General features: G+C 68.9%; 23 protein-coding genes. 13 read left to right on the forward strand and 10 right to left on the reverse strand.

Annotation, left to right across the window (positions count from 1 at the left end; translation table 11 throughout):
• Positions 1-5 precede the first annotated feature (5 nt).
• Positions 6-1,154, forward strand: a complete 1,149-nt coding sequence (locus NN2_RS12575; protein ID WP_063013304.1) for a hypothetical protein — start codon at positions 6-8, stop codon at positions 1,152-1,154.
• Between the two features lie 170 nt (positions 1,155-1,324).
• On the opposite strand, the gene NN2_RS12580 is transcribed toward NN2_RS12575, so the two are convergent.
• The gene (locus NN2_RS12580) at positions 1,325-2,311 is read right to left on the reverse strand and encodes a heme o synthase (RefSeq protein ID WP_030518428.1); all 987 of its coding nucleotides are present in this window, start codon (positions 2,309-2,311) and stop codon (positions 1,325-1,327) included.
• A 438-nt stretch (positions 2,312-2,749) separates the two neighbouring features.
• On the opposite strand from NN2_RS12580, the gene tkt reads away from it, so the two are divergent.
• From tkt to pgl, 5 genes are read left to right on the forward strand one after another with little or no spacing between them, the layout of a single operon-like run.
• Positions 2,750-4,894, forward strand: a complete 2,145-nt coding sequence (gene tkt, locus NN2_RS12585) for a transketolase (protein WP_063013306.1) — start codon at positions 2,750-2,752, stop codon at positions 4,892-4,894.
• A 3-nt stretch (positions 4,895-4,897) separates the two neighbouring features.
• On the forward strand, positions 4,898-6,028 hold the full coding sequence (tal, locus tag NN2_RS12590; RefSeq protein WP_063013308.1) for a transaldolase: 1,131 nt from the start codon (positions 4,898-4,900) through the stop codon (positions 6,026-6,028).
• 5 nt (positions 6,029-6,033) lie between these two features.
• Positions 6,034-7,596: a glucose-6-phosphate dehydrogenase gene (gene zwf / locus NN2_RS12595; protein WP_063013310.1), complete on the forward strand. Its 1,563-nt coding sequence runs from the start codon at positions 6,034-6,036 to the stop codon at positions 7,594-7,596.
• Positions 7,593-8,501: a glucose-6-phosphate dehydrogenase assembly protein OpcA gene (gene opcA / locus NN2_RS12600; RefSeq protein ID WP_174554966.1), complete on the forward strand. Its 909-nt coding sequence runs from the start codon at positions 7,593-7,595 to the stop codon at positions 8,499-8,501. Before zwf ends, opcA begins: the two co-directional genes overlap by 4 nt.
• A complete protein-coding gene (gene pgl / locus NN2_RS12605; RefSeq protein WP_063013314.1) occupies positions 8,494-9,225 on the forward strand; it encodes a 6-phosphogluconolactonase in 732 nt (243 codons plus the stop codon). Before opcA ends, pgl begins: the two co-directional genes overlap by 8 nt.
• A gap of 184 nt (positions 9,226-9,409) precedes the next feature.
• Here pgl and NN2_RS12610 read toward each other — a convergent pair whose 3' ends face one another.
• On the reverse strand, positions 9,410-10,402 hold the full coding sequence (locus NN2_RS12610; protein ID WP_063013316.1) for an alpha/beta fold hydrolase: 993 nt from the start codon (positions 10,400-10,402) through the stop codon (positions 9,410-9,412).
• Between the two features lie 54 nt (positions 10,403-10,456).
• On the opposite strand from NN2_RS12610, the gene NN2_RS12615 reads away from it, so the two are divergent.
• Together NN2_RS12615 and NN2_RS12620 are read left to right on the forward strand one after the other, a co-directional pair.
• Positions 10,457-11,293 (forward strand): SDR family NAD(P)-dependent oxidoreductase, encoded by an 837-nt coding sequence (locus tag NN2_RS12615; protein ID WP_063013318.1) that lies wholly within the window; start codon positions 10,457-10,459, stop codon positions 11,291-11,293.
• Positions 11,294-11,360: 67 nt separating this feature from the next.
• Positions 11,361-11,852 (forward strand): flavin reductase family protein, encoded by a 492-nt coding sequence (locus NN2_RS12620; RefSeq protein ID WP_063013320.1) that lies wholly within the window; start codon positions 11,361-11,363, stop codon positions 11,850-11,852.
• A 33-nt stretch (positions 11,853-11,885) separates the two neighbouring features.
• On the opposite strand, the gene NN2_RS12625 is transcribed toward NN2_RS12620, so the two are convergent.
• Positions 11,886-12,728, reverse strand: coding sequence for a LysR family transcriptional regulator (locus NN2_RS12625; RefSeq protein ID WP_063013322.1), 843 nt, complete (start codon positions 12,726-12,728; stop codon positions 11,886-11,888).
• Between the two features lie 70 nt (positions 12,729-12,798).
• Here NN2_RS12625 and NN2_RS12630 point away from each other — a divergent pair, with 70 nt between their 5' ends.
• Positions 12,799-13,950: a YbfB/YjiJ family MFS transporter gene (locus NN2_RS12630; protein WP_231983181.1), complete on the forward strand. Its 1,152-nt coding sequence runs from the start codon at positions 12,799-12,801 to the stop codon at positions 13,948-13,950.
• Here the strand turns inward: NN2_RS12630 and secG are convergent.
• Genes secG through NN2_RS12650 form a run of 4 tightly spaced genes read right to left on the reverse strand, consistent with a single transcriptional unit; the run spans position 13,937 to position 16,786 of the window.
• On the reverse strand, positions 13,937-14,170 hold the full coding sequence (gene secG / locus NN2_RS12635; protein WP_030518417.1) for a preprotein translocase subunit SecG: 234 nt from the start codon (positions 14,168-14,170) through the stop codon (positions 13,937-13,939). The genes NN2_RS12630 and secG overlap by 14 nt on opposite strands.
• Positions 14,171-14,190: 20 nt before the next feature.
• Positions 14,191-14,937: an SDR family oxidoreductase gene (locus NN2_RS12640; RefSeq protein ID WP_063013326.1), complete on the reverse strand. Its 747-nt coding sequence runs from the start codon at positions 14,935-14,937 to the stop codon at positions 14,191-14,193.
• A gap of 32 nt (positions 14,938-14,969) precedes the next feature.
• Positions 14,970-16,154, reverse strand: coding sequence for an NADH:flavin oxidoreductase (locus NN2_RS12645; protein ID WP_063013328.1), 1,185 nt, complete (start codon positions 16,152-16,154; stop codon positions 14,970-14,972).
• A 2-nt stretch (positions 16,155-16,156) separates the two neighbouring features.
• Positions 16,157-16,786 (reverse strand): TetR/AcrR family transcriptional regulator, encoded by a 630-nt coding sequence (locus tag NN2_RS12650; RefSeq protein WP_063910739.1) that lies wholly within the window; start codon positions 16,784-16,786, stop codon positions 16,157-16,159.
• Positions 16,787-16,952: 166 nt separating this feature from the next.
• Here NN2_RS12650 and NN2_RS12655 point away from each other — a divergent pair, with 166 nt between their 5' ends.
• The 3 genes from NN2_RS12655 (at position 16,953) to NN2_RS36240 (ending at position 21,391) form a co-directional block, all read left to right on the forward strand.
• A complete protein-coding gene (locus NN2_RS12655; protein WP_063013330.1) occupies positions 16,953-18,092 on the forward strand; it encodes an LLM class flavin-dependent oxidoreductase in 1,140 nt (379 codons plus the stop codon).
• Positions 18,093-18,143: 51 nt separating this feature from the next.
• Positions 18,144-18,824, forward strand: a complete 681-nt coding sequence (locus tag NN2_RS12660; RefSeq protein ID WP_030514038.1) for an FMN reductase — start codon at positions 18,144-18,146, stop codon at positions 18,822-18,824.
• Between the two features lie 134 nt (positions 18,825-18,958).
• Positions 18,959-21,391 (forward strand): thiamine pyrophosphate-dependent enzyme, encoded by a 2,433-nt coding sequence (locus tag NN2_RS36240; RefSeq protein ID WP_063013331.1) that lies wholly within the window; start codon positions 18,959-18,961, stop codon positions 21,389-21,391.
• 13 nt (positions 21,392-21,404) lie between these two features.
• Here NN2_RS36240 and NN2_RS12670 read toward each other — a convergent pair whose 3' ends face one another.
• Positions 21,405-22,580: a cytochrome P450 gene (locus NN2_RS12670; protein WP_063910740.1), complete on the reverse strand. Its 1,176-nt coding sequence runs from the start codon at positions 22,578-22,580 to the stop codon at positions 21,405-21,407.
• Positions 22,581-22,690: 110 nt separating this feature from the next.
• On the opposite strand from NN2_RS12670, the gene NN2_RS12675 reads away from it, so the two are divergent.
• Positions 22,691-23,533, forward strand: a complete 843-nt coding sequence (locus NN2_RS12675; protein ID WP_063013332.1) for an SAM-dependent methyltransferase — start codon at positions 22,691-22,693, stop codon at positions 23,531-23,533.
• Between the two features lie 94 nt (positions 23,534-23,627).
• Here NN2_RS12675 and tpiA read toward each other — a convergent pair whose 3' ends face one another.
• Positions 23,628-24,413: a triose-phosphate isomerase gene (gene tpiA, locus NN2_RS12680; RefSeq protein WP_030514034.1), complete on the reverse strand. Its 786-nt coding sequence runs from the start codon at positions 24,411-24,413 to the stop codon at positions 23,628-23,630.
• Between the two features lie 2 nt (positions 24,414-24,415).
• Positions 24,416-25,078: phosphoglycerate kinase (locus NN2_RS12685; RefSeq protein ID WP_082856948.1), on the reverse strand; the 663-nt coding region annotated here is incomplete at its 5' end.

A 25,078-nucleotide genomic window follows, 5' to 3' on the forward strand; every position in this document is an offset into this window, starting at 1 on the left:
TCCAGATGTTGGTGAAGGTTCGCAACGACGACCCGTCGCGGCTGTCCAATTCCGAACGGACGGTGGCGAACTGGCTGAAGACCTGGACCGGCGCGCACGCGTTACCCGGTATCGCGGTGGTCGCGGCCGGTGGCGCCGATGCGATCGTCTGGACGCCGAAGACCTGCGTGGTCGTCGTGATCAAGGACTTCACCGAACGGGCGAGCGGCACGCTCACCGTCTCCGGCTACCGGCCCTGGACCATCGACGACCGCATCGCGCCGCTGGCCGGAACCGAGGCCGGCACCGAACCGATGACCGAGATCCGCGCCCGCACCGGTGAGATGGCCGAGCTGCTGCGCGGTGCGCCCGGCCGGGAGCGGGTCGGGGTGACCGGCATGGTGCTGGTCATGCCGCAGTTGAGCAGCCGGGTCGCATTGGACAAGGGTGATCTCCCGGACGGGATCGATGTCGTCCTCGGCGACGGGCCCGCGGCGTTGCGCAACTACTTCAGCCGGATCACCGCGGACGCACCCGACACCTGGGATGCGACGCAGGTCGGCCAGGCATTGGCCGCGATCGGATTCGCCGCGGCCGCAACCCATTCCGATCTCACCGCGGAGGGCTTTCCCGCGCGGCTGGACCGCACTCCCCCGCCGCCGAACCCCGTCCCGTCCCGTGGCCCCACACCGCCGGCGGGGGCGCCGATTCCCGGGCGGGGTCCGGCCGGTGTCCCGGTCGCCGCCGCTGCCCCGATGTCGCCGGGTGGTGCGCCGGTATCGATGGCTCGCCCGAATCCGGCGCCGCAGCCCGCGCCCGGTCCGGTCCCCCAGCCCGTCGCCGCGGCCGGTCCGGTTCCTGCAGGGCCGGCGCCGGCCTACGGGCAGAACCAGCAACCCTATTCGGTGCCCTTCGATCCGCGCCCGCCCGCGGCTCCGCCTCGGCGCAACCGCAACCGCAGCCTGGTGCCACTGGTTCTGCTGGGCGTTCTGGTCGTCGTGCTGGCGTTGGCGGCCATGTGTACCGCGGGCGGCGGGTCCGGCCCCAGCCACGCTCCAGCTTCCGGTCGCACCACCACGACGACCACCTCGCATTACACCCCGGCGCCGGAGCGCACCGTGCCGCCCTCGACGCCCGGGCACGCGTGCTACCCGTTCCAGCCCGGCTGCCCCTGAGTCGCGAACCTACGGGCCGCCGGACACTACGGGCGTAGGTGGCCCGACAGCTCGACTCCCCACCCCGGAAGCGCGGCGCATCGGGACCGCCTACCGGATCGGATTACCGGTGAGGCGCGCGTCTATTCGATGTGGCGGATTGCGGGCCCAGGGCCGGGCCCGCAGCGATCTCAGCCGAACAGCGTCGAGCCGATGGTGTGCCAGCCGAGCACCGAGTCCACGGCCAGACCGCAGAACACCACGGCGAGGTAGTTGTTGGACTGCAGGAACAGCCGCAGCGGCTTGACCGACGCCCCCCGGCGCACGCCGGAGTACAGCTGATGCGCCATCAGCAGGAACCAGGCACCGGCGACGATGGCGACCGCCGCGTACACGACACCTGTCGCCGGAATCAGCGCCAGGGTGGCGAGCACCGTCAGCCAGGTGTAGATGACGATTTGCTTGGTCACCGCGCGTTCGGTCGCCACCACCGGCAGCATCGGCACGCCGGCCGCGCGGTAGTCGTCCTTGTAGCGCATGGCCAGCGCCCAGGTGTGCGGCGGCGTCCAGAAGAAGATGACCGCGAACAGCGCGACCGCGGGCCAGCCGATGGTTCCGGTGACCGCCGACCAGCCGACCAGTGCGGGCATACAGCCCGCCGCGCCGCCCCACACCACGTTCTGCGAGGTCCGGCGTTTGAGGCCGAGGGTGTAGACGAAGACGTAGAACAGGATCGTCGCGACCACGAGCAGGCCCGAGAGCAGATTCGCCTGCCACCACAACCACGCGAACGAGCCGGCACCGAGAGCGACACCGAAGACGAACGCGTTGCGGGTCGGCACCGCCTCGCGCGCCAGCGGACGCTTCGACGTGCGCTTCATGACCTTGTCGATATCGGCGTCGGCGACACAGTTGAGGGTGTTGGCACTGGCCGCACCCATCCAGCCGCCGAACAGGGTGGCCACGATCAGCCGGATGTCGACATGGCCACGGTCGGCCAGCAGCATCGTCGGGATGGTGGCCACCAGCAGCAGTTCGATGACCCGCGGTTTCGTCAGCGCGATGTAGGCGAGTACCCGGCGGGTCAGCTTCGACAGCGGGCCGCTGCCCTGGACACGGTCGGCGAGCGCCGTCGCGGAGGAGCCATGCGCATCACCCGGCTGTTGCCCAATCCGCACTGTCTCTCCTCGCAGGTGGTGCATCGATCCGGTAGGGAAGCAACGGTTTCGGCGGCGTGGCGGGCCTCCCGCGCGCAGCCGTTTCCGCTGTCACCGCAGAGCGCGGCGCGGGCGGCGCAGCCTCTACTACAGACGATGGTAGACCCCCGCGTGTTGTGCTCCGGCACCCACCCGCCGCGAAAGCGCCCGTGCCGCAGGCGATCGGCCCCGGCCGGTCCCGACGCGAGTGCCACGTCACATATCCGCCGTCGGCCGCTGTGCGGAATCGCTTCGGCTCGGCACCTCGGCGGCTGTCATCATTCACCGTAATCCCGCGCACCCGCACGGGGTGCGGGCGAAGGGTTCCCCACTCGCGGCGATCAGGCGACCTCTAGGGTGGTGGGTACAGCCCGCAAGCAGCCGTTGTACACACACGAGAAGGTCAGGAGAACCTCGGTCGTGTCAGTCACAGACGACATCCGCGCCCTCACCCAGCCCGCACATCCGGCCGACTGGACCGAACTGGACACCAGAGCCGTCGACACCGTCCGTGTCCTGGCCGCCGACGCGGTGCAGGCCGCCGGCAACGGCCACCCCGGCACCGCGATGAGCCTGGCGCCGCTGGCCTACACCCTCTACCAGCGGGTCCTGCGCTACGACCCGAGCGATCCGGACTGGACGGGCCGCGACCGGTTCATCCTGTCGTGCGGGCATTCCAGCCTGACCCAGTACATCCAGCTGTACCTGTCGGGACTGGGCCTGGAGCTCGACGACCTGAGGCACCTGCGCAAGTGGGGTTCGCTGACCCCGGGCCACCCGGAGTTCCGCCACACCAGGGGCGTGGAGATCACCACCGGCCCGCTCGGCCAGGGCCTGGCCTCGGCGGTCGGCATGGCGATGGCGGCCCGGCGCGAGCGCGGTCTCTACGACCCGTCCGCCGCGACCGGCGCCAGCCCGTTCGACCACTTCGTCTACGTCATCGCCTCCGACGGCGATATCGAAGAGGGCGTCACCTCGGAGGCCTCCTCGCTGGCCGGCACGCAGCAGCTGGGCAATCTGATCGTCTTCTACGACGACAACCGGATCTCCATCGAGGACGACACGTCCATCGCGCTGACCGAGGACACCGCCGAGCGCTACCGCGCCTACGGCTGGCACGTGCAGGTCGTCGAGGGCGGTGAGAACGTCACCGGCATCCTGGAGGCGATCGAGGCCGCCAAGGCCGTCACCGACAAGCCGTCGTTCATCCTGCTGCGCACGATCATCGGCTATCCCGCGCCGAACAAGATGAACACCGGCGCCGCGCACGGCGCCGCGCTGGGCGCCGACGAGGTCGCCGCCACCAAGGAGATCCTGGGCTTCGATCCGGGCCAGAGCTTCGTCGTCGACGACGAGGTCATCGCCCACACCCGCGGCAACGCCGCCGAACGCGCCAAGTCGGCCCGCGCCGCCTGGCAGGAGCAGTTCGACGCGTGGGCGCAGGCCAACCCGGAGAACAAGGAGCTGTTCGACCGGCTGCGCGAGCGCCGGCTGCCGAAGGGCTGGACCGAGGGCCTCCCCTCGTTCGAGCCCGACGCCAAGGGCATGGCCACCCGTAAGGCCTCGGGCAAGGTCCTGGCCGCGCTGGCCCCGGTGCTCCCGGAGCTGTGGGGCGGTTCGGCCGACCTGGCCGAATCGAACAACACCACCATGCCGGGCGTGCCGAGCTTCGGCCCGGCGTCGATCTCCACGGGGATGTGGAAGGCCGAGCCCTACGGCCGCACCCTGCACTTCGGTGTGCGCGAGCACGCGATGGGTTCGATTCTCAACGGCATCGCCCTGCACGGCCCGACCCGGCCCTACGGCGGCACCTTCCTGGTGTTCTCCGACTACATGCGCCCGGCGGTCCGGCTGGCCGCGCTCATGCGCGTGCCGGCCATCTACGTCTGGACCCACGACTCCATCGGCCTGGGTGAGGACGGCCCGACCCACCAGCCGATCGAGCACCTCGCCGCGCTGCGCGCCATCCCGGGCCTGAACGTGGTCCGCCCCGGCGACGCCAACGAGACCGTGTACGCGTGGCGCACCATCCTGGAGCTCGAAAGCGCCGAGCAGCATTCGCATTTCGTGCCGGCCGACCACCCGCACACCGACGGCCCGTCGGCGCTGGCGCTGACCCGCCAGGACGTGCCCACCCTGGAGGGCACCAGCTACGAGGGCGTCTCCCGCGGCGGCTACATCCTGGCCGAATCCTCCACCGGCACACCGCAGGTGATCCTGATCGCCACCGGTTCCGAACTTCAGCTCGCCGTCGCCGCGCGCACTACGCTGGAGGAGCAGGGCATCGGCACCCGCGTGGTGTCCATGCCGTGCGTGGAATGGTTCGACGCGCAGGAACAGTCCTACCGCGACGAGGTGCTGCCGCCGCAGATCACCGCCCGCGTCACGGTCGAGGCCGGTATCGCGATGCCGTGGCACCGCTTCACCGGCAGCGACGGTGAGAACGTCTCGATCGAGCACTTCGGTGCCTCGGCCGACTTCAAGACCCTGTTCCGCGAATTCGGCATCACCGCCGAAGCCGTCGTCGATGCCGCGAAGCGCTCACTCGACAAGGTGAAGGGATAACCAATGGCACAGAACGAGAATCTCGCCGCACTGTCTCGCGCAGGCGTGTCGGTGTGGCTCGACGATCTGTCACGCAACCGGATCCGCTCGGGCAATCTCGCCGACCTCGTCGCCACCCGCAGCATCGTCGGCGTGACCACCAACCCGACCATCTTCCAGGCGGCCCTGAGCGAGGGCCACGCCTACGACGACCAGGTCAAGGAGCTGGCCGCCCAGGGCGCCGACGCCGACGCCGCCATCCGCACGATCACCACCGACGACGTCCGCTCGGCCTGCGACGTGCTGGCCGAGGTCTTCGACGCGACCGGCGGCGTGGACGGCCGGATCTCGATCGAGGTCGACCCGCGACTGGCCTTCGACACCGACAAGACCGTCGCGCAGGCGGTCGAGCTGTGGAAGATCGTCGATCGGCCGAATCTGTTCATCAAGATTCCGGCCACCGAGGAGGGCCTGCCCGCGATCACGCGCGTGATCGCCGAAGGGATCAGCGTCAACGTCACGCTGATCTTCTCGGTGCAGCGCTACCTCAGCGTGATGGGCGCCTATCTGGACGGCCTGCGCAAGGCGCGCATCGCCGGCCACGACCTGGCCCGCATCCATTCGGTCGCGTCGTTCTTCGTCTCCCGCGTGGACACCGAGATCGACAAGCGGCTCGAGCAGATCGGTTCGGACGAGGCGCTGGCCTTGCGCGGTAAGGCCGGAATCGCCAACGCGCGCTTGGCCTATGCCGCCTACCAGGACGTGTTCGACGGGGGTGACCACACCTCGACCTACTCGCATCTGGCCTCGTCCGGGGGTAACCGGCAGCGGCCGCTGTGGGCGTCGACGGGCGTGAAGAACCCGGACTACCCCGACACCATGTACATCACCGAACTGGTGGCGCCGAATACGGTCAACACGCTGCCGGAAAAGACCCTCGAGGCGTTCGCCGACCACGGCGAACTGCGCGGGGACACGGTGTCGGGCACGGCGGCCGACGCGCAGGGTGTGTTCGACGCGCTCACCGGCGTCGGGGTCGATCTCGACGACGTGTTCGCCGTCCTCGAGCGCGAAGGTGTCGAGAAGTTCGAGAAGTCGTGGGACGAGCTGCTCACGGCGACCACCGCCGAGTTGAAGAGCACCGGAAGCAACTGACCGCGATGGCCGGCCAGAAGAAGACGGCCGCCCCGGGGAATCCGCTGCGCGAGGAGCGCGACAAGCGGCTTCCCCGGATCGCCGGCCCGTGCAGCATGGTGATCTTCGGGGTGACAGGGGACCTGTCACGCAAGAAACTGATGCCGGCCATCTACGACCTCGCGAACCGGGGGCTGCTGCCCCCGGGTTTCGCGCTGGTCGGGTTCGCCCGGCGCGATTACGCCGACGAGGATTTCGCTCAGGTCGTCCTCCAGGCGGTCAAGGAGCATGCGCGCACTCCGTTCCGGCAGGAGGTGTGGGAACAGCTGTCGGAAGGTATCCGCTTCGTGCAGGGCACCTTCGACGACGACGCCGCCTTCGGCACGCTCGCGCAGACGCTCAAGAAGCTGGACGCCGAACGCGGCACCGGCGGCAACCACGCCTTTTATCTGTCGATCCCGCCGAACGCGTTTCCGATTGTGCTGGAACAGCTTTCGCGCACCGGGCTGGCGAAGCCGCCGGATCCGGGGCCGGGTAAACCGCAGCCGTGGCGGCGGGTGGTGATCGAGAAGCCCTTCGGTCACGACCTGCAGAGCGCCCAGGAGCTCAACGCCCTGGTCAACCGGGTGTTCCCCGAGGAGACGGTCTTCCGTATCGACCACTACCTCGGCAAGGAGACGGTGCAGAACCTGCTGGCGCTGCGGTTCGCGAACGAACTGTTCGAGCCGATCTGGAACGCCAACTTCGTCGACCACGTGCAGATCACGATGGCCGAGGACATCGGATTGGGCGGGCGCGCAGGCTATTACGACGGCATCGGCGCCGCCCGCGACGTCATCCAGAACCATCTGCTGCAGCTGCTGGCGCTGACGGCGATGGAGGATCCAGTCAACTTCCAGCCGCGACAGCTGCAGATCGAGAAGATCAAGGTGCTCTCGGCAACGAAGCTGGTCGAACCGCTGGAGGAGACCACCGCCCGCGGCCAGTACGCGGCCGGCTGGCAGGGCAGCGAGCGCGTGGTGGGCCTGGCCGAGGAGGAGGGTTTCGATCCGCATTCGCGCACCGAGACCTACGCCGCGATCACGCTGAACGTCGACACGCGCCGCTGGGCGGGCGTGCCGTTCTATCTGCGCACCGGAAAACGCCTGGGGCGCAGGGTCACCGAGATCGCGGTCATGTTCAAGCGGGCCCCGCATCTGCCCTTCGATCAGACCATGACCGAGGAGCTGGGCCAGAACGCGCTCGTCATCCGGGTGCAGCCGGACGAGGGCATCACCATGCGGTTCGGTTCGAAGGTGCCCGGATCCAGTATGGAAGTCCGCGACGTCAACATGGATTTCAGCTACGGCGAATCGTTCACCGAATCCTCGCCCGAGGCCTACGAGCGGCTCATCCTGGACGTGCTGCTGGGCGAGCCGTCACTGTTCCCGGTCAACGAGGAGGTCGAATTGGCGTGGCGCATCCTCGATCCCGTACTCGATCATTGGGCCGAGGGCGGTAAGCCCGAGTTATACGAGTCCGGAACCTGGGGTCCGGCCTCGGCCGACGAAATGCTCGCCCGCACCGGGCGCGAATGGCGGCGGCCATGATCGTCGACATGCCCGACACCAGCACCCGCGAGGTGACCAAACGACTGGTCAGCCTGCGCGAGTCCAACGGTGTGATCGCCATGGGCCGGGTGCTCACGCTGGTGGTGTGCACGCTGGATTCCTCGGAGGCCGAGGACGCCATCGACGCGGCCAACGACGCCAGCCGCGAACACCCCTGTCGCGTGATCGTGCTCGCGCGCGGCGACCGGTTCTCCGAGACCAAACTCGACGCCCAGATCCGGGTCGGCGGCGACGCCGGGGCGGCCGAGGTGATAGTGCTGCGACTGCAGGGCGAGCTGGTCAACAACGAGAGCAGCGTGGTCATCCCGTTCCTGCTGCCGGACACTCCGGTGGTGGCGTGGTGGCCGCGCGGCGCGCCGGAGTTTCCGTCGCGGGATTCGGTGGGACGCTTGGCCATTCGCCGGATCACCGATTCGACCTATGCCCCGGACCCGCGTGCGGCGATCACCCGGCGGCTGGATTCCTACGCACCGGGCGACACCGATTTGGCGTGGAGCCGGATCACGTTCTGGCGGGCGCTGCTGGCCTCGGCACTCGACGTGCCGCCGTACGACCCGATCGAATCGGTAACGGTTTCGGGGCTGGCCGAAGAACCCGCGCTCGACATTCTGGCGGGATGGCTGGCGGCCAAATTGGCGTGCCCGATCCACCGTCGGACCGGAGAGTTGAAGGTCGTCCTGCACCGCGCGTCGGTGTCGGTCGGCATCGAACGTCCGCAGACGGGCCGCACCGCGACCCTGACGCGGACCGGCGAGCCCGATCAGCGGTTCGCGCTCGCCCGTCGTGAGACCAAGGACTGCCTGGCGGAGGAACTGCGGCGGCTCGATGCCGACGAGGTCTACGCCGAGGCACTGGCCGGAATCGGGAAGGTGATCTATGAGTAAGCCGGAAATCGCGGTTTTTGCCGATCACGACGAACTGGTGAAGGCGGCAGCCGTGCGGTTCGTGCAGGTGGTGACCAGGGCTCAGGCCGAGCGTGGTTCGGCGTCGGTGGTTCTCACCGGCGGCGGCACCGGGATCGCCCTGCTGGAGCAGGTGCGGCACGCACCCGGCGCGATCGACTTCGGTCGCCTGGATGTGTTCTGGGGCGACGAGCGGTTCGTCCCGGCGGGCGATGCCGAACGCAACGAATTGCAGGCGCGCGAGGCGTTGCTCGATCACGTGGCGGTCGACCCGGCGCGGGTGCATCCGGTCGCGACCTCCGACGGGGAGTATCCGGATCCGGTCGAGGCCGCCGCCGAGTATTCGGCGACGGTGCACGCGCATCTGGCCGAGCACGGCGCATTCGACCTGCATCTGCTCGGCATGGGTGGCGACGCTCATGTGAACTCGCTGTTCCCGCATTCCGCGGCCGTGGCGGAGGAGCACGAACTCGTTCTCGCCGTAACCGATTCGCCGAAGCCGCCGCCGGTGCGTGTCACCCTGACCCTGCCCGCGGTCGCCCGCGCGCGGCACGTGGTTCTGGTGGTCGGCGGCGAGGGCAAGGCCGAGGCGGTGGCCCAGGCGGTGGGCGGCGCTTCCCCGCTCGAGATCCCGGCGGCCGGGGCGCACGGCAGCGAAACCACCACCTGGATGGTCGACGAAGCGGCGGCCGCGAAGCTGCCCTGAGGCCGGGACGGAATCCCGGCTAATCGTCCTCCGTCTGCGCCCACGCGGCGACAGGCAGGCTCAGATACACACCGACGAGGTGGCCCGCGGGCAGGATGCGGGCCACCTCGTCGTGAATACGGCCCGCCCGGCGGTGCGCGTAGACGCCCTCCTGTCGCTACCGGCGCGGGGAGTGGGCGAATCCCTACCGCGGCACCGCATTTCGCGACGCGTCGCCGGCGACGAGTTCGGCGAGGTGACGCAACAGGAAGTCATTCACCGCATCGGTGCGCTCGAGTTGGACGAGATGTCCTGCGCCGGGCACCTTTTCGACGGCCCGCAGATCCGGTACGTGCGCACGCAGCACCGCCAGTGGGTCGCGGCCGCTGAAACCCTCCATATCCGGGTCGTTTTCGCCGTAGAGGAAGCAGGTCGGCACCGGCACCGTCGTCGGCAGGCCCTCGGTCAGCTCCCAGTTGCGGTCCAGCGCCCGGTACCAGGTCAGCCCGCCGGTGAAGCCGGTCCGTTCGAATTCGGCTGCCAGGGTGTCGAATTCGGATTCCGAGAGCCACGGCCAGGGCAGTGCGGGCGCCTGCGGCAGTGCGTCCAGATAACCGATACCGGGCGGATTCTTCCAGGTGTCGAGGTAGTGGAACTCGCCACTGAGCGCGTAGTACACGCGGGCCAGGAATTCGCGGGGGCGAGCGGCGAGTTCGGCGTCGGCGACACCGGGCTCCTGAAAATACGACAGATGCAGGAAATGACGCTGTGCGGCGCGCGTCCAGAACTCCGACGGCGCCTTCGGCGGCCGGGGCGCGTACGGATTGTTCAGCACCATGATCGCCGCTACCCGTTCCGGCGCCCGCAGTGCCAGCTCCCACACCAGCTGCGCGCCGAAGTCCAGGCCGACGAAAACCGCTCGCTCGGCGCCGATCTCGTCGAGCAGCCCGAGCAGATCGCCGATCACGGCCCGATTGGTGGTCGCCTCCACCCCGCCGGGCGCCTCGGTCCGGCCGTAGCCGCGCAGATCCGGGGCGATGGCGTGATATCCGGCTGCCGCCAGCGCCGACAATTGCCGATGCCACACGTACCAGCCGTGCGGAAATCCGTGGCAGAAGATGACCGGATACCCGCGTCCCGCTTCGGCGATATGCAGCCGAATCCCGTTGGTCTCCACGAACCGATGCGTCGGCCCCACTGCGCCTCCCAGGTACTAGAACACGTTCTCGTTTCACGGTAGTGTCCCGAAGTCGTGAACGGAATACTGACCGATCGAGTCGCCGTCGTCACCGGTGCGAGCCGCGGTATCGGCAAGGGCATCGCGCTCGAGCTGGGTGCGGCCGGCGCGACGGTGTACGTGACCGGGCGCTCCGAAAGTCCCGGGCAGCTGCCGGGCACCGTGGCCGCGACCGCCGGTGAGATCGACGAGCTCGGCGGGCGCGGGGTGCCGTTCGTCTGCGACCACCGCGACGACGAGGCGGTGGCACGGTTGTTCGAAACCGTGCGCGCCGATCACGGCCGGTTGGATGTGCTGGTCAACAACGTCTACAACTCCCCCGCCTCGGCGCGCTGGCTCGGCAAACCGTTCTGGAAGGTGCCGCCGAAGGCCTGGGACGAGGGCTTCGATATCGGCGTGCGCTCCCATTACGCCGCCGCCCATTTCGCGGCGCCGCTGCTGATCGAATCGGGCGGGCTGATCGTCGACATCTCCTCGCCGGGCGCCGAACATTTCACCCACAACGTCGTCTACGGCGTGGGCAAGGCCGCCGTCGACCGGCTGACCGCCGATATGGCGCACGATCTGGCCGGCACCGAGGTCACGGTGGTGTCGCTGTGGCCGGGGATCGTGAATACCGAACTGCTGCAGCTGGTTCCGGCCGATGCGCAGGGCCGGCGCCTGATCACGCTGCCCGGTGAGGGCACCTTCGATCTGAACGAGGCCGAGACTCCGCATTTCGCCGGGCGCGCGGTGGTCGCGCTCGCCGCGGATCCGGGCCGGCGCTCACGCACCGGCCGGGCGTGGCGGGTGGCCGATCTGGCCGAGGCCTACGGCTTCACCGATATCGACGGTCGCGTGCCGCGCACGTGACAGGCGCTGTTCCCTTAGCCTGAGGCGGCGGCTCGCATCCCGCGACGCCGGCAGTGAAGGAGGGTGGATGGACGCGATCGCGAATTTCGACGCGCTGGTGGCGGCGGCGGACGCTCCGATCTACGTGGTGACGGTGGCGACGGAATCCGAGCGCGCCGGGTGTGTGGTGGGCTTCGCGTCCCAGGTCGGGATCGAACCGCGCCGATTCCTGGTGTGCTTGTCCGAACTCAACTACACCTACCGGGTGGCCGCGGGCGCCACCCACGTCGCGGTGCATCTCGTCGATTCCGGTTCGCGGGCCCTGGCCCAGCTGTTCGGTGCGGAGACCGGCGACGATGTCGACAAGTTCACCTGGTGCCGCTGGCATCACGGGCCCGACGGAGTGGTGGTGCTCGACGAGGCGGCGGCCTGGTTCTCCGGCCGGATCCTCGAGCGCCACGATTTCGGCGACCACGTGGGTCTGCTGCTGGAACCGCTGGGCGGCCCGACCCCGCCGGAGGGCATCACCGGGCTGCGCTACAGCGACCTCGCCGGTCTCACTCCCGGCCACCCCGCCTGAAGGCTCCCCCTGGGCCTCCGGCGTTCGAGACCCTCAGCCGTTCGCTGCGAGGTCGAGGAAGCTCCGCACCGACCTGGCCGGCGCGGGCCGGGTCCGCCAGGCCAGCCGCAGGGCCGACGGCGGGGCGTCCGGGATATCGAGGTAGGCCACGCCGGGATGCGGCGCTCGGGTGCGTGCCAGCTCGGGAACGGCCCCGATCCCCCGGTCGGCGGCGATCAACTCGATCCACTCGTCGAAGTTCGTGCAGGTGACGATCTCGCGGCCGGGTTCGGCTGCGGGCCAACTGGTTTCGTCGGTGGTGCCGGAGACGGTATTGACCACCAGCGGATAGGCCGCCAGATCCTGCCACCGCAGCGCCGCCGCGTTGGCCAGCGGCGAGCGGATGGACACCGCCGCCACCCGCCGCTCGGTGCCGATGATCCGCCCGGTCATGGCGGCAGGCAGCCGAATATCCTTGCGATACAGCGCGATATCGATACTTCCCGCCGCGACGGCGGCCACCGGATCGTCGATGCGATGGATGCCGACCCGCCCGCCGCGCGCCTCGAAGCGCGTGCGGACCTCGGTGAACCAGTCGTCGGGCAACAGCCAGGAAAACCCCACCGATACCCGGGCTCGCAGCCGCAGATCGGCGGTGACGGCATCGATATCGGCGACGATCCGGGTCGCGGCCGCGAGCAGATACTCCCCTTCCGCGGTGAGGACGAAGCGCCGCGCACTGCGCTCGACCAGCCGGCAGTCCAGAATCCGTTCGGCCTGTTGCACGGTGCGAGTCAGCGAGGGCTGGGTGGTGCGCAGCCGCGCCGCGGCGCGGGTGTAGTTGGCTTCCTCGCACAGCACCAGGAACGCGCGCAGATGCCGCAATTCCAGATCCATACGTTCAGCGTATACATCGTGCACAGGAAGCATTTCACGGGGCCGCGCCGGATCCGTAGCGTTGGTCGGCGTGACCATCGCACTTCCTCGACAGGCATCGCTCGCGCCCGCGCTGCGCGCCTCGGCCGGATTGGCCGCCGCCATGGGCATCGGTCGCTTCGTCTACACGCCGCTGCTTCCGGTGATGATCGACGCCGGACGCTTCGGCGCACATACCGGCGCGGTCGTGGCCGCGGCCAACTACGCGGGCTATCTGCTGGGCGCGGTCGCGCTGGCGCGGTTTCCGGAATACAACGGCCGCACGACTTTTCGGCTGTCGGCCGCCGCGCTGGTGGCGAGTGAGGCGGCCATGGCGATCCCCGCGCCGGCGATCCTGCCGATCATCCTGCGGACGGTGGCCGGCGTCGCGAGCGCGGTGCTGTTCATCGGCTGCGCGCAGATCGCCGCCCGGCACGAAAACCGAAGGCGCGCAGCGGGTATCGCCTTCGCCGGAGTGGGCACGGGAATCGCGGCGACGGGTGCGCTGGTACTGATCGCGCAATCGGTGCTGTCCTGGCAGGCGCTGTGGCTCGCCGCGGCCGCGCTGACCGCGCTGCTGCTGTGGCCGGCCCTGCGGCTGGAAGTCGTCGCCGGTAGCCGTACCGGCGCGGCGACAGTGCGGTCGCCACGCTCCTGGCGGTTGCTCCAGCTGACCTATTTCCTGGAGGGGCTGGGCTACATCGTCCTGGGAACGTTCCTGGTCGCCGCCGTGGACGCCACCGGTCATCGGACCGCGGGCACCGCGATCTGGATCGTCGTGGGAGTGGCGGCCGCCCCCGCGACCGTGGTGTGGAGCCTGATCGCCCGGCGGGCTACTCCGGTGATCGCCCTGGTGGCCGCCCTGGTGCTGCAATGTCTGTCAGCTCTGTTGCCGACGCTGTCGGCGGGTGTCTGGCCGGCGGTGGCGTCGGCCGCGCTGTTCGGCGCGACCTTCATGGGAATCACCCTGCTCGCCCTCGAGATCGGCGACGATCTGGCCGGTCCGGGTGCGGCGGCGACGTTGACCGCCGGATACGGGCTCGGCCAGATGCTCGGACCTCTGGCGGTGGCGCCGGTGCTCGGCGACAGCTACGCCGCCGCGTTCACGATCGCGGCGGCGATCCTGGCCGTGGCCGCGGTATCGGCGATCGCGATCTGCTCGCGGCGGCGCCGTGACGCCGCCGCGACGATCAGGCGAACTTGATCTCGAAGCCGATACCGAGGATGGCGATGAACCAGATCAGGCCGACGAAGATGGTGATGCGGTCGAGGTTCTTCTCGACCACCGTGGATCCGGACAGACTCGACTGCACACCACCACCGAACAGGCTGGACAAGCCTCCACCCTTCGCGCGGTGCAGCAACACCAGCAACACCAGCAGGACGCTGGTGATGACCAGGAGGATATCCAGGAACATTTGCATGCCGACAGTTTATGGGATGCTCAGCCCACCACCGAACCGGCCGTCATCCCGCCGTCGACGACGAATTCCGCACCGGTGCAGTAGCTGGATTCGGTGCTCGCCAGAAAGACCACCAGATCCGACACCTCGGCGGGCAGGCCGAGCCGCGCACGCACATTCTCGCCGCGATCGACCGCGATCTCCTCGGTGACCCCGATCATCGGCGTCAGAATTCCGCCGGGATGCACCGAGTTGACCCGCACGCCCTCGGGCGCGAGTTCCAGCGCGGCCGACTTGGTGAGCCCCCGCACGCCGAACTTCGAGGCCGTGTAGGCGTGCATGCCGCTCACGCCCTGCATACCGGCCGCGGAGGAAATATTGATCACCGCGGCCGGGCGGGCGGCGACCAGCGCGTCGCGCGCGGCGCTCAATCCCAGGAAGGGACCGGTCAGATTGATGTCGATGACCCGCTGCCACTGCTTCTCGGTGTAGCTGCCCAGCGGGCCGCCGTCCAGCACGCCCGCATTGTTGACCAGCACATTCAACAGCCCGAATCGTTCGACGGTGGCGGCGACCGCGGCCTGCCAGCCGGCGGCTTCGGTGACGTCGAGATGTACGTAGCCGGCCTGCTCACCCAGTTCCGCGGCCAGCGCCTGGCCCGCGTCGTCGGCGATGTCGCCGAGCATCACCCGCGCTCCCTCGGCGACGAAGGCCCGCGCGTGCGAGGCGCCCATGCCGGAGGCGCCGCCGCTGATGAGGGCGACCCGGCCCGTCAAACGTCCACTCATGACATCGTCTCTCTTCTCTCGTCTATCGGGGGTCAGGATGCGGGAATGGGCGGGCCGTCCAGCCGCAGCACGCACCGGGTGCCGGTGTAGATGGTGGGCATGCATTCGTTGCAGTGGATGCAGGCCGAACGCGTCTCGGCGTCGGAGCCGATGCGCTGCAGCAGATCCGGCTCGCGGAGCAGGGCGCGGCCCATCGCCATGAATTCGAAGCCCTCACGCCGGGCCCGCCGCATATCGTCGATATCGGTGATGCCGCCCAGCAGCACCAGCGGCATCGACAGCTCGCGGCGGAACTGGCGGGCCCGTTCGAGCAGGTAGGTGCCGTGATATGGGTACTCACGCAGGAACGCCTTGCCGACGACCTTGAAGCCCAGCCGGGTCGGGCCGGGCAGCGTCTTGGCGAAAGCCTGCCGTGGCGCATCGCCGTGGAACAGCAGCATCGGGTTGAGCAGCGAACTACCCGCGGTCAGTTCGAGGGCGTCGAGTCCGCCGTCGGATTCCAGCCAGGAGGCCACCTGGAGTGACTCGGCCAGCGAAAATCCGCCGCGCACACCGTCTTCCATATTCAGCTTGGCCAGAATCGCCAGCCGGCCGCCGACGGCATCGCGCACCGCGAGCGCGATCTCACGGGCCATCCGGGCGCGATGTTCCAAGGGCCCGCCGTAGGCATCCTTCCGGCGGTTCAGCAGCGGACTGAGGAACGAGCTGACCAGATAGTTGTGGCCGAAATGCAGTTCCACGGCATCGAATCCGGCCTCCTCGGCCAGCAACACCGCCCGCACGTGCGCGGCCACCACATCCTGGATCTCGGCCACCGAGGGCGACCGCATCATCTTCATGCTCAACGGCGACCACAACCGCGTCGGCGCCAGCGCCGGTGCCCGGTTCGAGGCCGCGTTGGCGACCGGGCCCGCATGGCCGATCTGCGCGCTGACCTTGGCTCCTTCGGCGTGGATGGCGTCGGTGAGCCGCCGCAGTCCCGGTAGCGCCTCGGGGCGCATCCAGATCTGGTGGCGGTCGGTGCGCCCGCCCGGGGCGACGGCACAGTAGGCGATGGTGCTCATCCCCACGCCGCCGGCCGCGATCTCCCGATGGAACTCGATCAGTTCGTCGGTGACCAGCGCGTCGGGGGTCCGGCCCTCGAAGGTGGCGGCCTTGATCACCCGGTTGCGCAGGGTGATCGGGCCCAGATCGACGGGTTCGAAAATATCGTTCACTACTACTCCTGTACGGCGGTATGCGAAGCGGTGGAGGCGGGCACGGCGGGATGCGGGGTATCGGTAGCGGGCGGCGGTGCGCTCAACCCGGCGATGACGAATTCGCGCAGCGTCGCCACCGCGGACGGCGCGATGTCGTAGTCCTCGGTGCTGCCGAAGCGCATGATGATCAGGTCGAAGGCCAGCTGCCAGCGGCGGCGTGCCTCACCGGAGGTCAGCTCCGGCAGCAGCTGTGACCACGACTCCATCCGGAACCACTGGTGCTGCCAGGACATCGGCCGCCGGCGCAGGATCAATCCGGCCAGCAGCCGCAGATGCAACCGGCCCATCGGGTCGGCGGCGAGCTCGACGAACGGCGCGAGCACCGCGTCGACCACCGCCGGGACCGAGCTCGGCTCGGTGGCGGTGGCCGCGGCCAGCCCCTCGGCCCACAGCGGTCCGAGCCGATCCTCGATGAGCGCGGCGATCAGCGCCTCCTTGGAGCCGAAGTGGTAGTGCACCGCGGCCGGGTTGGCGCCCGCGGCCACGCAGATCGACCGCACCGAGACGTCCTCGTAGCGCTCGGTCAGCAGTAACCGCTCCGCTGCCGCCAGCAGTTTGGCCCGGGTCCCGGCTGACACCTTCTCGCCCATGCCGTTAGTGAACCACGACACAGAACAGGTTTCAATCACTGATTGAATCAGTGAGACAAAGTGCTGCGCACCGGACGTTTCTCGAGTAGTGGACATGTCAAGGAATACTGGGACATCTGCCCTCGTTCAGGTGATTGAACTTTTGATCAGATCTCAGGAGGCGGCCATGCAGTTCGGCATCTTCACCGTCGGCGACGTCACCGTCGATCCGACCACCGGCATCGCGCCCACGGAGGGCGAGCGCATCGACGCGATGATGCGACTGGCCCTGAAGGCCGAGGAGGTCGGGCTGGACGTGTTCGCCACCGGCGAGCACCACAATCCGCCGTTCGTGCCGTCCTCGCCGACCACCATGCTCGGCTGGGTCGCGGCGCGCACCGAGAAATTGCAGTTGTCGACCTCGACCACGCTCATCACCACCAACGACCCGGTGAAGATCGCCGAGGACTACGCGATGCTGCAACATCTGTCGGGCGGCCGGGTCGACCTGATGATGGGCCGCGGCAACACCGGGCCGGTCTACCCGTGGTTCGGCAAGGACATCCGCAAGGGCGTCGAGCTCGCGATCGAGAACTACCACCTGCTGCGCCGGCTGTGGCGCGAACCGGTGGTCGACTGGCAGGGCCAGTTCCGCACGCCGCTGCAGGGATTCACCGCGACTCCCGCACCGCTGGACGGCACGCCGCCGTTCGTGTGGCACGGCTCGATCCGTTCGCCGGAGATCGCCGAGCAGGCCGCCTATTACGGCGACGGCTTCTTCCACAACAACATCTTCTGGAACAAGGAACACACCGAGGAGATGGTGCGGCTGTACCGGCAGCGGTTCGAGCACTACGGTCACGGCTCGGCCGACCAGGCGATCGTCGGTCTGGGCGGGCAGGTGTTCATGGCCGAGACCGAAGCGGAGGCCAAGAAGTTCTTCCGGCCGTACTTCGACAACGCGCCGGTCTACGGGCACGGTCCGTCGCTGGAGGATTTCAGCGAGATGACGCCGCTGACCGTCGGCACTCCCGAGCAGGTCATCGAGCGCACCCTCGGTTTCGCCGACTACGCCGGTGACTACCAGCGCCAGCTGTTCCTGATCGACCACGCCGGCCTGCCCATCGACGTCGCCCTGGAACAGGTCGAGATCCTGGGCCGCGAGGTGGTGCCGGTGCTGCGCAAGGAATTCGAATTGCGCCGTCCCGCGCACGTTCCCAGCGATCCGCCGACCCACGCGTCGCTGGTGGCCGCCGGTCCGGAGGCGCCGCATCATCTGGTGGAGCCGGCGCGTGAGCGGCTGCTGGCCGCGGCCGAGCAGGCCTGATTCATTCCACCGCGTATTCATCCGACCGCATCGAACGAGGGACGAAAACCCATGTCGCACACCGTTGTCGTACTCACCGCCGGGTTGTCGCAGCCGTCGAGCACCCGCCTGCTCGCCGATCAACTCGCCGATGCGGTGGCCTCGGCCGTCGGCGCCCGCGGTGAGGCCGTGACCATCGAGGTCATCGAATTACGGGATCTGGCAAGCGATCTCGCCGCCACGATGGTCTCCGGCGGCCTGCCGACGCCCGCGGTGGCGGCGGCGCGGGAGAAGGTGTCCGCGGCCGACGGCCTCATCGCCGTCACCCCGGTGTTCGCCGCGAGCTACTCCGGGCTGTTCAAGATGTTCGTCGACGTGCTCGACACCGAGGCGCTCAACGCCATGCCGGTGCTCATCGCAGCCACGGCGGGAACCGCCCGGCACGCGCTGGTGCTCGAGCATGCGATGCGGCCGTTGTTCACCTACCTGCGCGCGGTCGTCGTTCCGACCGGCGTGTTCGCCGCGACCGAGGATTTCGGTTCGGCCGGACTGGGTGAGCGGATCCACCGCGCCGCGGCCGAATTCGCCACCCTGGTGGTCGCGGTACCGACCGGCGTGGACGGGTTCCTCCCCGAACCGGCCCGGACCCGGCAGTCGGGTAACCACGTCGGCGAGGTGACGCCGTTCGCCAAGCTGCTCGCGGGCCACACGGGACACACCGAACGTCCCCACCGGCCGGCCGAACAGCGGTAGGACACCGCGCTTCTCTCCCCTGCCGGCCCGGCCCACGCTCCGATCGACTCGCTCGGGGTAGGCCGGCGGGTTCGCTTCGACCGCCCGCACACCCAATCCGGTGCGCGGGCGGTCGCACGCGACATGATGGAGGGGTGACTGCGGGCCCGGAAGAGCTTCTCGACGACTGGTTGCGTGTATCCCTGGCGGAGGTGCGGCCGGGATCGCGACGCGCCGCCACCGATCCGATCGGCAGCGGCAGTCCGATCACCGTCGGGACGTGTCTGGACTTGTTCGACGCTCAGGCCACGAGCCGGCATCTGGATTTCGCGGCACGGCGGCTCGGCGCGAGCAAGCGCGGGTACTACAGCATCGGGTCCAGCGGGCACGAGGGCAATGTGGTGCTGGCGCAGGCATTGCGCAGCACCGATCCGGCGCTGTTGCACTACCGGTCCGGTGCGTTCTTCGTGCACCGCTGCCGGCAGATCCCGGGACTGGACCCGATCCGTGACGTGCTGCTGGGAGTCGTCGCGGCGGCCGCCGATCCGATCTCGGGCGGGCGGCACAAGGTGTTCGGCAATGCGCCCGCGTCGGTGATACCGCAGACCTCGACCATCGCCTCCCATCTCCCCCGCGCGATGGGTCTGGCCTTCGCGCTCGATCGGGCCCGCCGGCTGGGCCGGGACACGCCGTGGCCGCGAGATGCGGTGGTGCTGTGCACATTCGGCGACGCCTCGGCCAATCACTCCACCGCGACCGGTGCGATCAACGCCGCGATCCATACCGCGCACCAGGGTATACCGATGCCGCTGCTGTTCGTCTGCGAGGACAACGGGCTCGGTATCAGCGTGCCCACTCCCCCGGACTGGATCGAAGCGGCCTTCGGATCGCGACCGGGGCTGCGGTATTTCGACGCCGACGGATCCGATCTCCGGCAGGCCCTGTCGGTGGCGTCGGCGGCCGCGGAATCCGTGCGTGCCCGGCGGCGTCCCGCACTGTTGCGGCTGCGCGCGGTGCGGCTGCTCGGGCACGCCGGATCCGACGTGGAGTCGGCGTACCGCCGGCCCGAGGACATCGAGGCCGACCGCCGCCGCGATCCGGTCGCCGCGACGGCCCGGTTGCTCGTCGAGATCGGTGCCGCCACCGCCGAAGAAGTTCTCGCCCACTACGACGCGATCGGCGCCCGCGTGGCGGCGACGGCGGCGCAGGTGGCCGAAGAACCGCATCTGGACTCGGCCGAGGCGATCCGGGCGCCCCTGGAATTCGGGCGTGCCCGACAGCCTTCGCCGAATCCGAAGCCGGGCCCCCGCGCCGGAGACCGCATGCCGGCCGCTGCCACCACGGCCTCGCCGCAGCAGTCCGAGAGCGCTACGCGGACAGATACTTTCGAGCATCCGGCGTCCCGGACCGAGTCCGCGCCGGCCGCCGAACCGGCACACCGCACCGACTTCGGTGGCTCCCCCGCGGTACCCGCGGATTCCACCGGCGCCTCGACGGACGGTGAGACGAGCCCGGCGCCGCGCTCGCATGCCGGGGCCTCGGAGCAAACCGCCGACCGCACCGGGCCGATGACGCTGGCGCAGGCGATCAACCACACGCTGGCGTCGTTGCTCGACCACGACCCCGATGTGCTGGTTTTCGGGGAGGACGTCGGCCGCAAGGGGGGCGTCTACGGCGTGACCAAGGGGCTGCAGCGGCAGTTCGGGGCGCGGCGGGTGTTCGACAGCCTGCTGGACGAGCAGAGCGTGCTCGGTACCGCGCTGGGCGCCGGACTCGCCGGATTCGTACCGATTCCGGAGATCCAGTATCTCGCCTACGTGCACAATGCGCTGGATCAGATCCGGGGTGAGGCGGCGACCCTGCCGTACTTCTCCGCAGGGCAGTACCACAACCCGATGGTGGTGCGGATCGCCTCGTTCGCCTATCAGCGCGGTTTCGGCGGGCACTTCCACAACGACAATTCCGTTGCGGCGCTGCGTGATATCCCCGGCGTGGTGGTCGCGGCGCCAGCCCGGGCCGACGACGCCGCCGCGATGTTGCGCCGGTGCGTCGAGGCCGCTCGCAACGAGGGCCGGGTGTGTCTCTACCTCGAACCGATCGCCCTGTACCACACCCGCGACCTGCACCGCCCCGGCGACGGGGGCTGGCTCGCCACCCCCGATGACGATCCGGTATCGCTCGGCCGGGCCCGAATCCACGGCGACGGAACGGATCTCACGATCATCACCTTCTCCAACGGTGTGCCGATGAGCCTGCGTGTCGCACAGCGTCTGGCGGACAACGGCATTCGCGCGCGGGTGCTCGATTTGCGCTGGCTCACACCACTTCCCGTCGACGATCTGCTGCACCATGCCCGCGCTACCGGCGCCGTTCTCGTCGCCGACGAGACCCGCCGCAGCGGCGGTGTCTCGGAATCGGTGTGCACCGCACTGCTCGACGGCGGTTTCGACGGCCGCCTCGCCCGCGTCACCAGCGCCGACAGTTTCGTTCCGCTCGGACCCGCCGCCGAACTGGTGCTGCTGAGCGAAGCGGCGATCGAGGCCGCGGCGCATCGGTTACTGAAATCCGGCCCGCGCCACGAGGATTAGCGGCCGCGGATGATCAGCGCAGTGTGACCGTTGTCGGCAGCGCGGCGAAACCGCGATTGTTCGAGGAGTGGATGCGGCGCAGCCCGGACGGGTCGATGTCGTAGTCGGCGATGCGGGCGGTGATCTCCCCGAGCGCGGTCCGCAACTCCAGCAGGCCCAGATTCGAGCCGAGGCAGTGGTGGCGGCCGCTGCCGAAGACCAGCGCATCGGAGGTGTCGCGATCGAGATCGAAGACATCGGGCCGGTCGAAGACCTCGGGATCGCGGTTCGCCGAACCGGTCAGCAACAGCATCCGCGCACCCGCCGGAATCGTGACGCCGTGCAGTTCGACGGCCTCGGTGGTCGTGCGCAACTGCGACTGGGTCGCCGGGTCGTAGCGCATGCCCTCGGCGATCCAGTCGTCGACGCGCCCGAGCGCCGCGGCCCGCTGGTCCGGATGCGCCCATCCGGCGTACCAGATATTGCCCAGCGTGAGCATGGTCGTCTCGATCCCCGCGCCGATCAGCAGGATCAGCACGCCCACGATTTCCTCCGGGGTGAGCCGGTCGTCCCCGTCGGCGGCGTCGAGCAGACCGGACAGCAGATCGTCGGTGCGGTGCTTACTGCGTTCGATGGTCAGCTCGGAGTAGTAGCCGACCAGGGCGCCGATCGCCTGCATCGCCTCCGGCCGCAGATCGGTCGACTCCTCCTCGGTGTACATGATCTCCATGCCGAGTTTGCGCACCAGATCGCGATCCGCGCTCGGCACGCCGACCAGTTCGGAGATGACCTCGGTCGGATACGGGCCCGCGAACTCGGTCATCAGGTCGAAACTGCCGCGTTCGAGCAGCGGCTCCAGCAGGCCGGTGGCGATCTCGCGCAGCCGCGGCGCCAGCGCCTGTACCCGGTGCGCGGTGAACGCGCGCGTGACCAGGCCGCGCATGCGAGTGTGTTTCGGCGGGTCCATCGCCACGAAGGAGAAGAACTGCTCGGCCTGCGGGCCCCAGAAGGCCGGCTCCATCCGCAGCCCGTTGGCGCTCGAGAAGCGGTCCGAATCACGCAGTGCGGCAAGCACATCGGCGTAGCGCGACAGCGCCCAGAAGTCGTCGTCGGAGTTGCGGAACACCGGTGCCTGCTCGCGCAACCGCGCGTAGAGCGGATACGGATCGTCGTGAATGCCGAAATCGTACGGACTGAATTGCACTGACATCTTCGACCTCCCCGACCGCACGGCGGGGGCCGCGCCGGTTCGCCATCCGAGCTGACAGGATGACAGTAGTCGATAATGGTTCGTCGCCGCCGACAGAAGGAAGAGGTGTCATGGAACCAGTGACCGGATCACACGGCCCGCATACGGATCCCGTGGCGCCACCCGGTATCGATGTCACCACCCCGCATCCGGCCCGGCGTTACGACTACTGGCTCGGCGGTAAGGACAACTTCGAGGCCGACCGCGCCTCCGCGGAAGCGGTCGCCGAGGCTTTTCCCAGCGTGCAGATCTCCGCACTGGAGAATCGGGCATTCCTGCACCGAGTGGTCGGTTATCTCTCGGCCGAGGTCGGTATCCGGCAATTCCTGGACCTCGGGGCCGGCCTGCCGACAGCCGGAAACGTGCACGAGATCGCGCAGGCCGCCGCGCCCGAATCCCGCATCGTCTACGTCGACAACGATCCGATCGTCGCCCTGCACGCCCGCAGCCTGCTAGACAGCGCCCCCGAGGGGGCAACCGCCTATCTGGAAGCCGACGCGCGCGACCGCGAGCGCATCCTCACACATCCGGAGCTGCTCGCCACCTTGGATCTGTCGCAACCGGTGGCGCTGATGATGCTTGCTGTCGTGCATTTCTTCACCGACGAGGACCGTCCCTACGACATGGTGCGCCAGTGGGTCGACGCGCTGGCGCCGGGCAGCTATCTGGTCGTGTCGCATGCCACCAGCGATCACCTCTCCGAAGAAGACCTCGCCGACAGCGAACAAGCCAACAAGCGCAGCGGTATCCCGTTCCGGCTGCGCTCGACAGCCGAGTTCAGCCGATTCTTCACCGGCCTCGAACTCGTCGAACCCGGGATCGGATCGGTCATCCACTGGCCCACCGAATCCCGGCGTGCCCATCCCCGGCCGGAGGCGGTGTCGATGCTCGGTGCGGTGGCGCGCAAACCCTGATCCGGTTACTCCACGACGTCGGCCCCGGTTCCACAGTACGCGGAAACCGGGGCCGAATCATTTTGTGCTGCAGGCGATTACCCGCCCGTGGCGATCAGGGCAGCGGACCGCCCGCGGCGATCGCCGACAGGGTCGCGAATTCGTCGCCCTTGAGCGAGGCGCCACCGACGAGCGCGCCGTCGATATCGGCGGCCGCGATGAGCTCGCCGACGTTCTTGGCGTTCACCGACCCGCCGTAGAGGATGCGCACACCCGCCGCGACCTCCTGGCCGGCCAGCTCCGCCAGTTCGGCGCGCAGCGCACCGCACACCTCCTGCGCGTCGGCCGGGGTGGCGACGCGACCGGTACCGATCGCCCAGACCGGCTCGTAGGCGATGACGACCTTCGCGATCTGCTCCGGCGTCAGTCCCTTGAGCGAACCTCGCAACTGCTCGAGGTTGTACTGCACATGGGTCTGCGCCTCGCGCACGCCCAGCCCTTCGCCGATGCAGACGATCGGCGTCATGTCGTACTGCAGCACCTTCTTGGCCTTCGCCAGCACCGTGGCGTCGTCCTCGTTGTGGTACTGCCGCCGCTCCGAGTGGCCGACCACGACGTAGCTGCACGACAGCTTCGCCAGCATCGCCGCACTGATCTCACCGGTGTAGGCACCGGATTCGTGCACCGACACATCCTGGGCACCGAAGGTGATCCGCAGCCGGTCGCCCTCGATGAGGGTTTGGATGCTGCGGATGTCGGTGAACGGCGGGATGACCGTGACATCGACCTTGTCGAAGTACTTGTCCGGCAGGGCGAACGCGATCTTCTGCACCAGGGCGATGGCCTCGAGGTGATTGAGGTTCATCTTCCAGTTGCCGGCGATCAACGGTTTGCGTGCCATGATCAGCCCTCCCCGTCCTCGAGCACGCTGATACCCGGAAGCTGTTTGCCCTCCAGGTATTCCAGCGAGGCGCCGCCGCCGGTGGAGATGTGGGAGAACCCGTCCTCCGGCAGGCCGAGCGTGCGCACGGCCGCGGCCGAATCGCCGCCGCCGACCACGGTGAACGCGCCCTTACCGGTCGCACTCACCAGCGCCTCGGCCACCGCGCGCGTCCCCGCGGCGAAGGCGTCGAATTCGAACACACCCATCGGGCCGTTCCAGAACACCGTCCGGGCCTCGGTCAGCAGCGCGGCGAAGCGCTTGGCCGACTCGGGCCCGATGTCCAGGCCCATCCAGCCCTCGGGAATTTCGTTTGCGGCCACCGTCTTCGACTCCGCGTCCGCGGCGAACTTGTCCGCGGCCACGATGTCCACCGGCAGGTGGATGACGTCGGCGAAACGCTCCAGCAGCTCCTTGCAGGTATCGATCATCTCCTCCTGAAGCAGCGAGGAGCCGACCGAAAGACCTTGGGCGGCAAGGAAGGTGAAGCACATACCGCCACCGATGACGAGGGTATCGACCTTGGGGGCCAGCGCCTCGATCACGGCGAGCTTGTCCGACACCTTGGAACCGCCGAGCACGACCGCGTACGGACGCTCGGTGTCGGTGGTGAGCTTGCGGAGCAC

This window comes from Nocardia nova NBRC 15556, from assembly GCF_001613005.1.
In the GTDB taxonomy this organism is placed as follows: domain Bacteria; phylum Actinomycetota; class Actinomycetes; order Mycobacteriales; family Mycobacteriaceae; genus Nocardia; species Nocardia nova.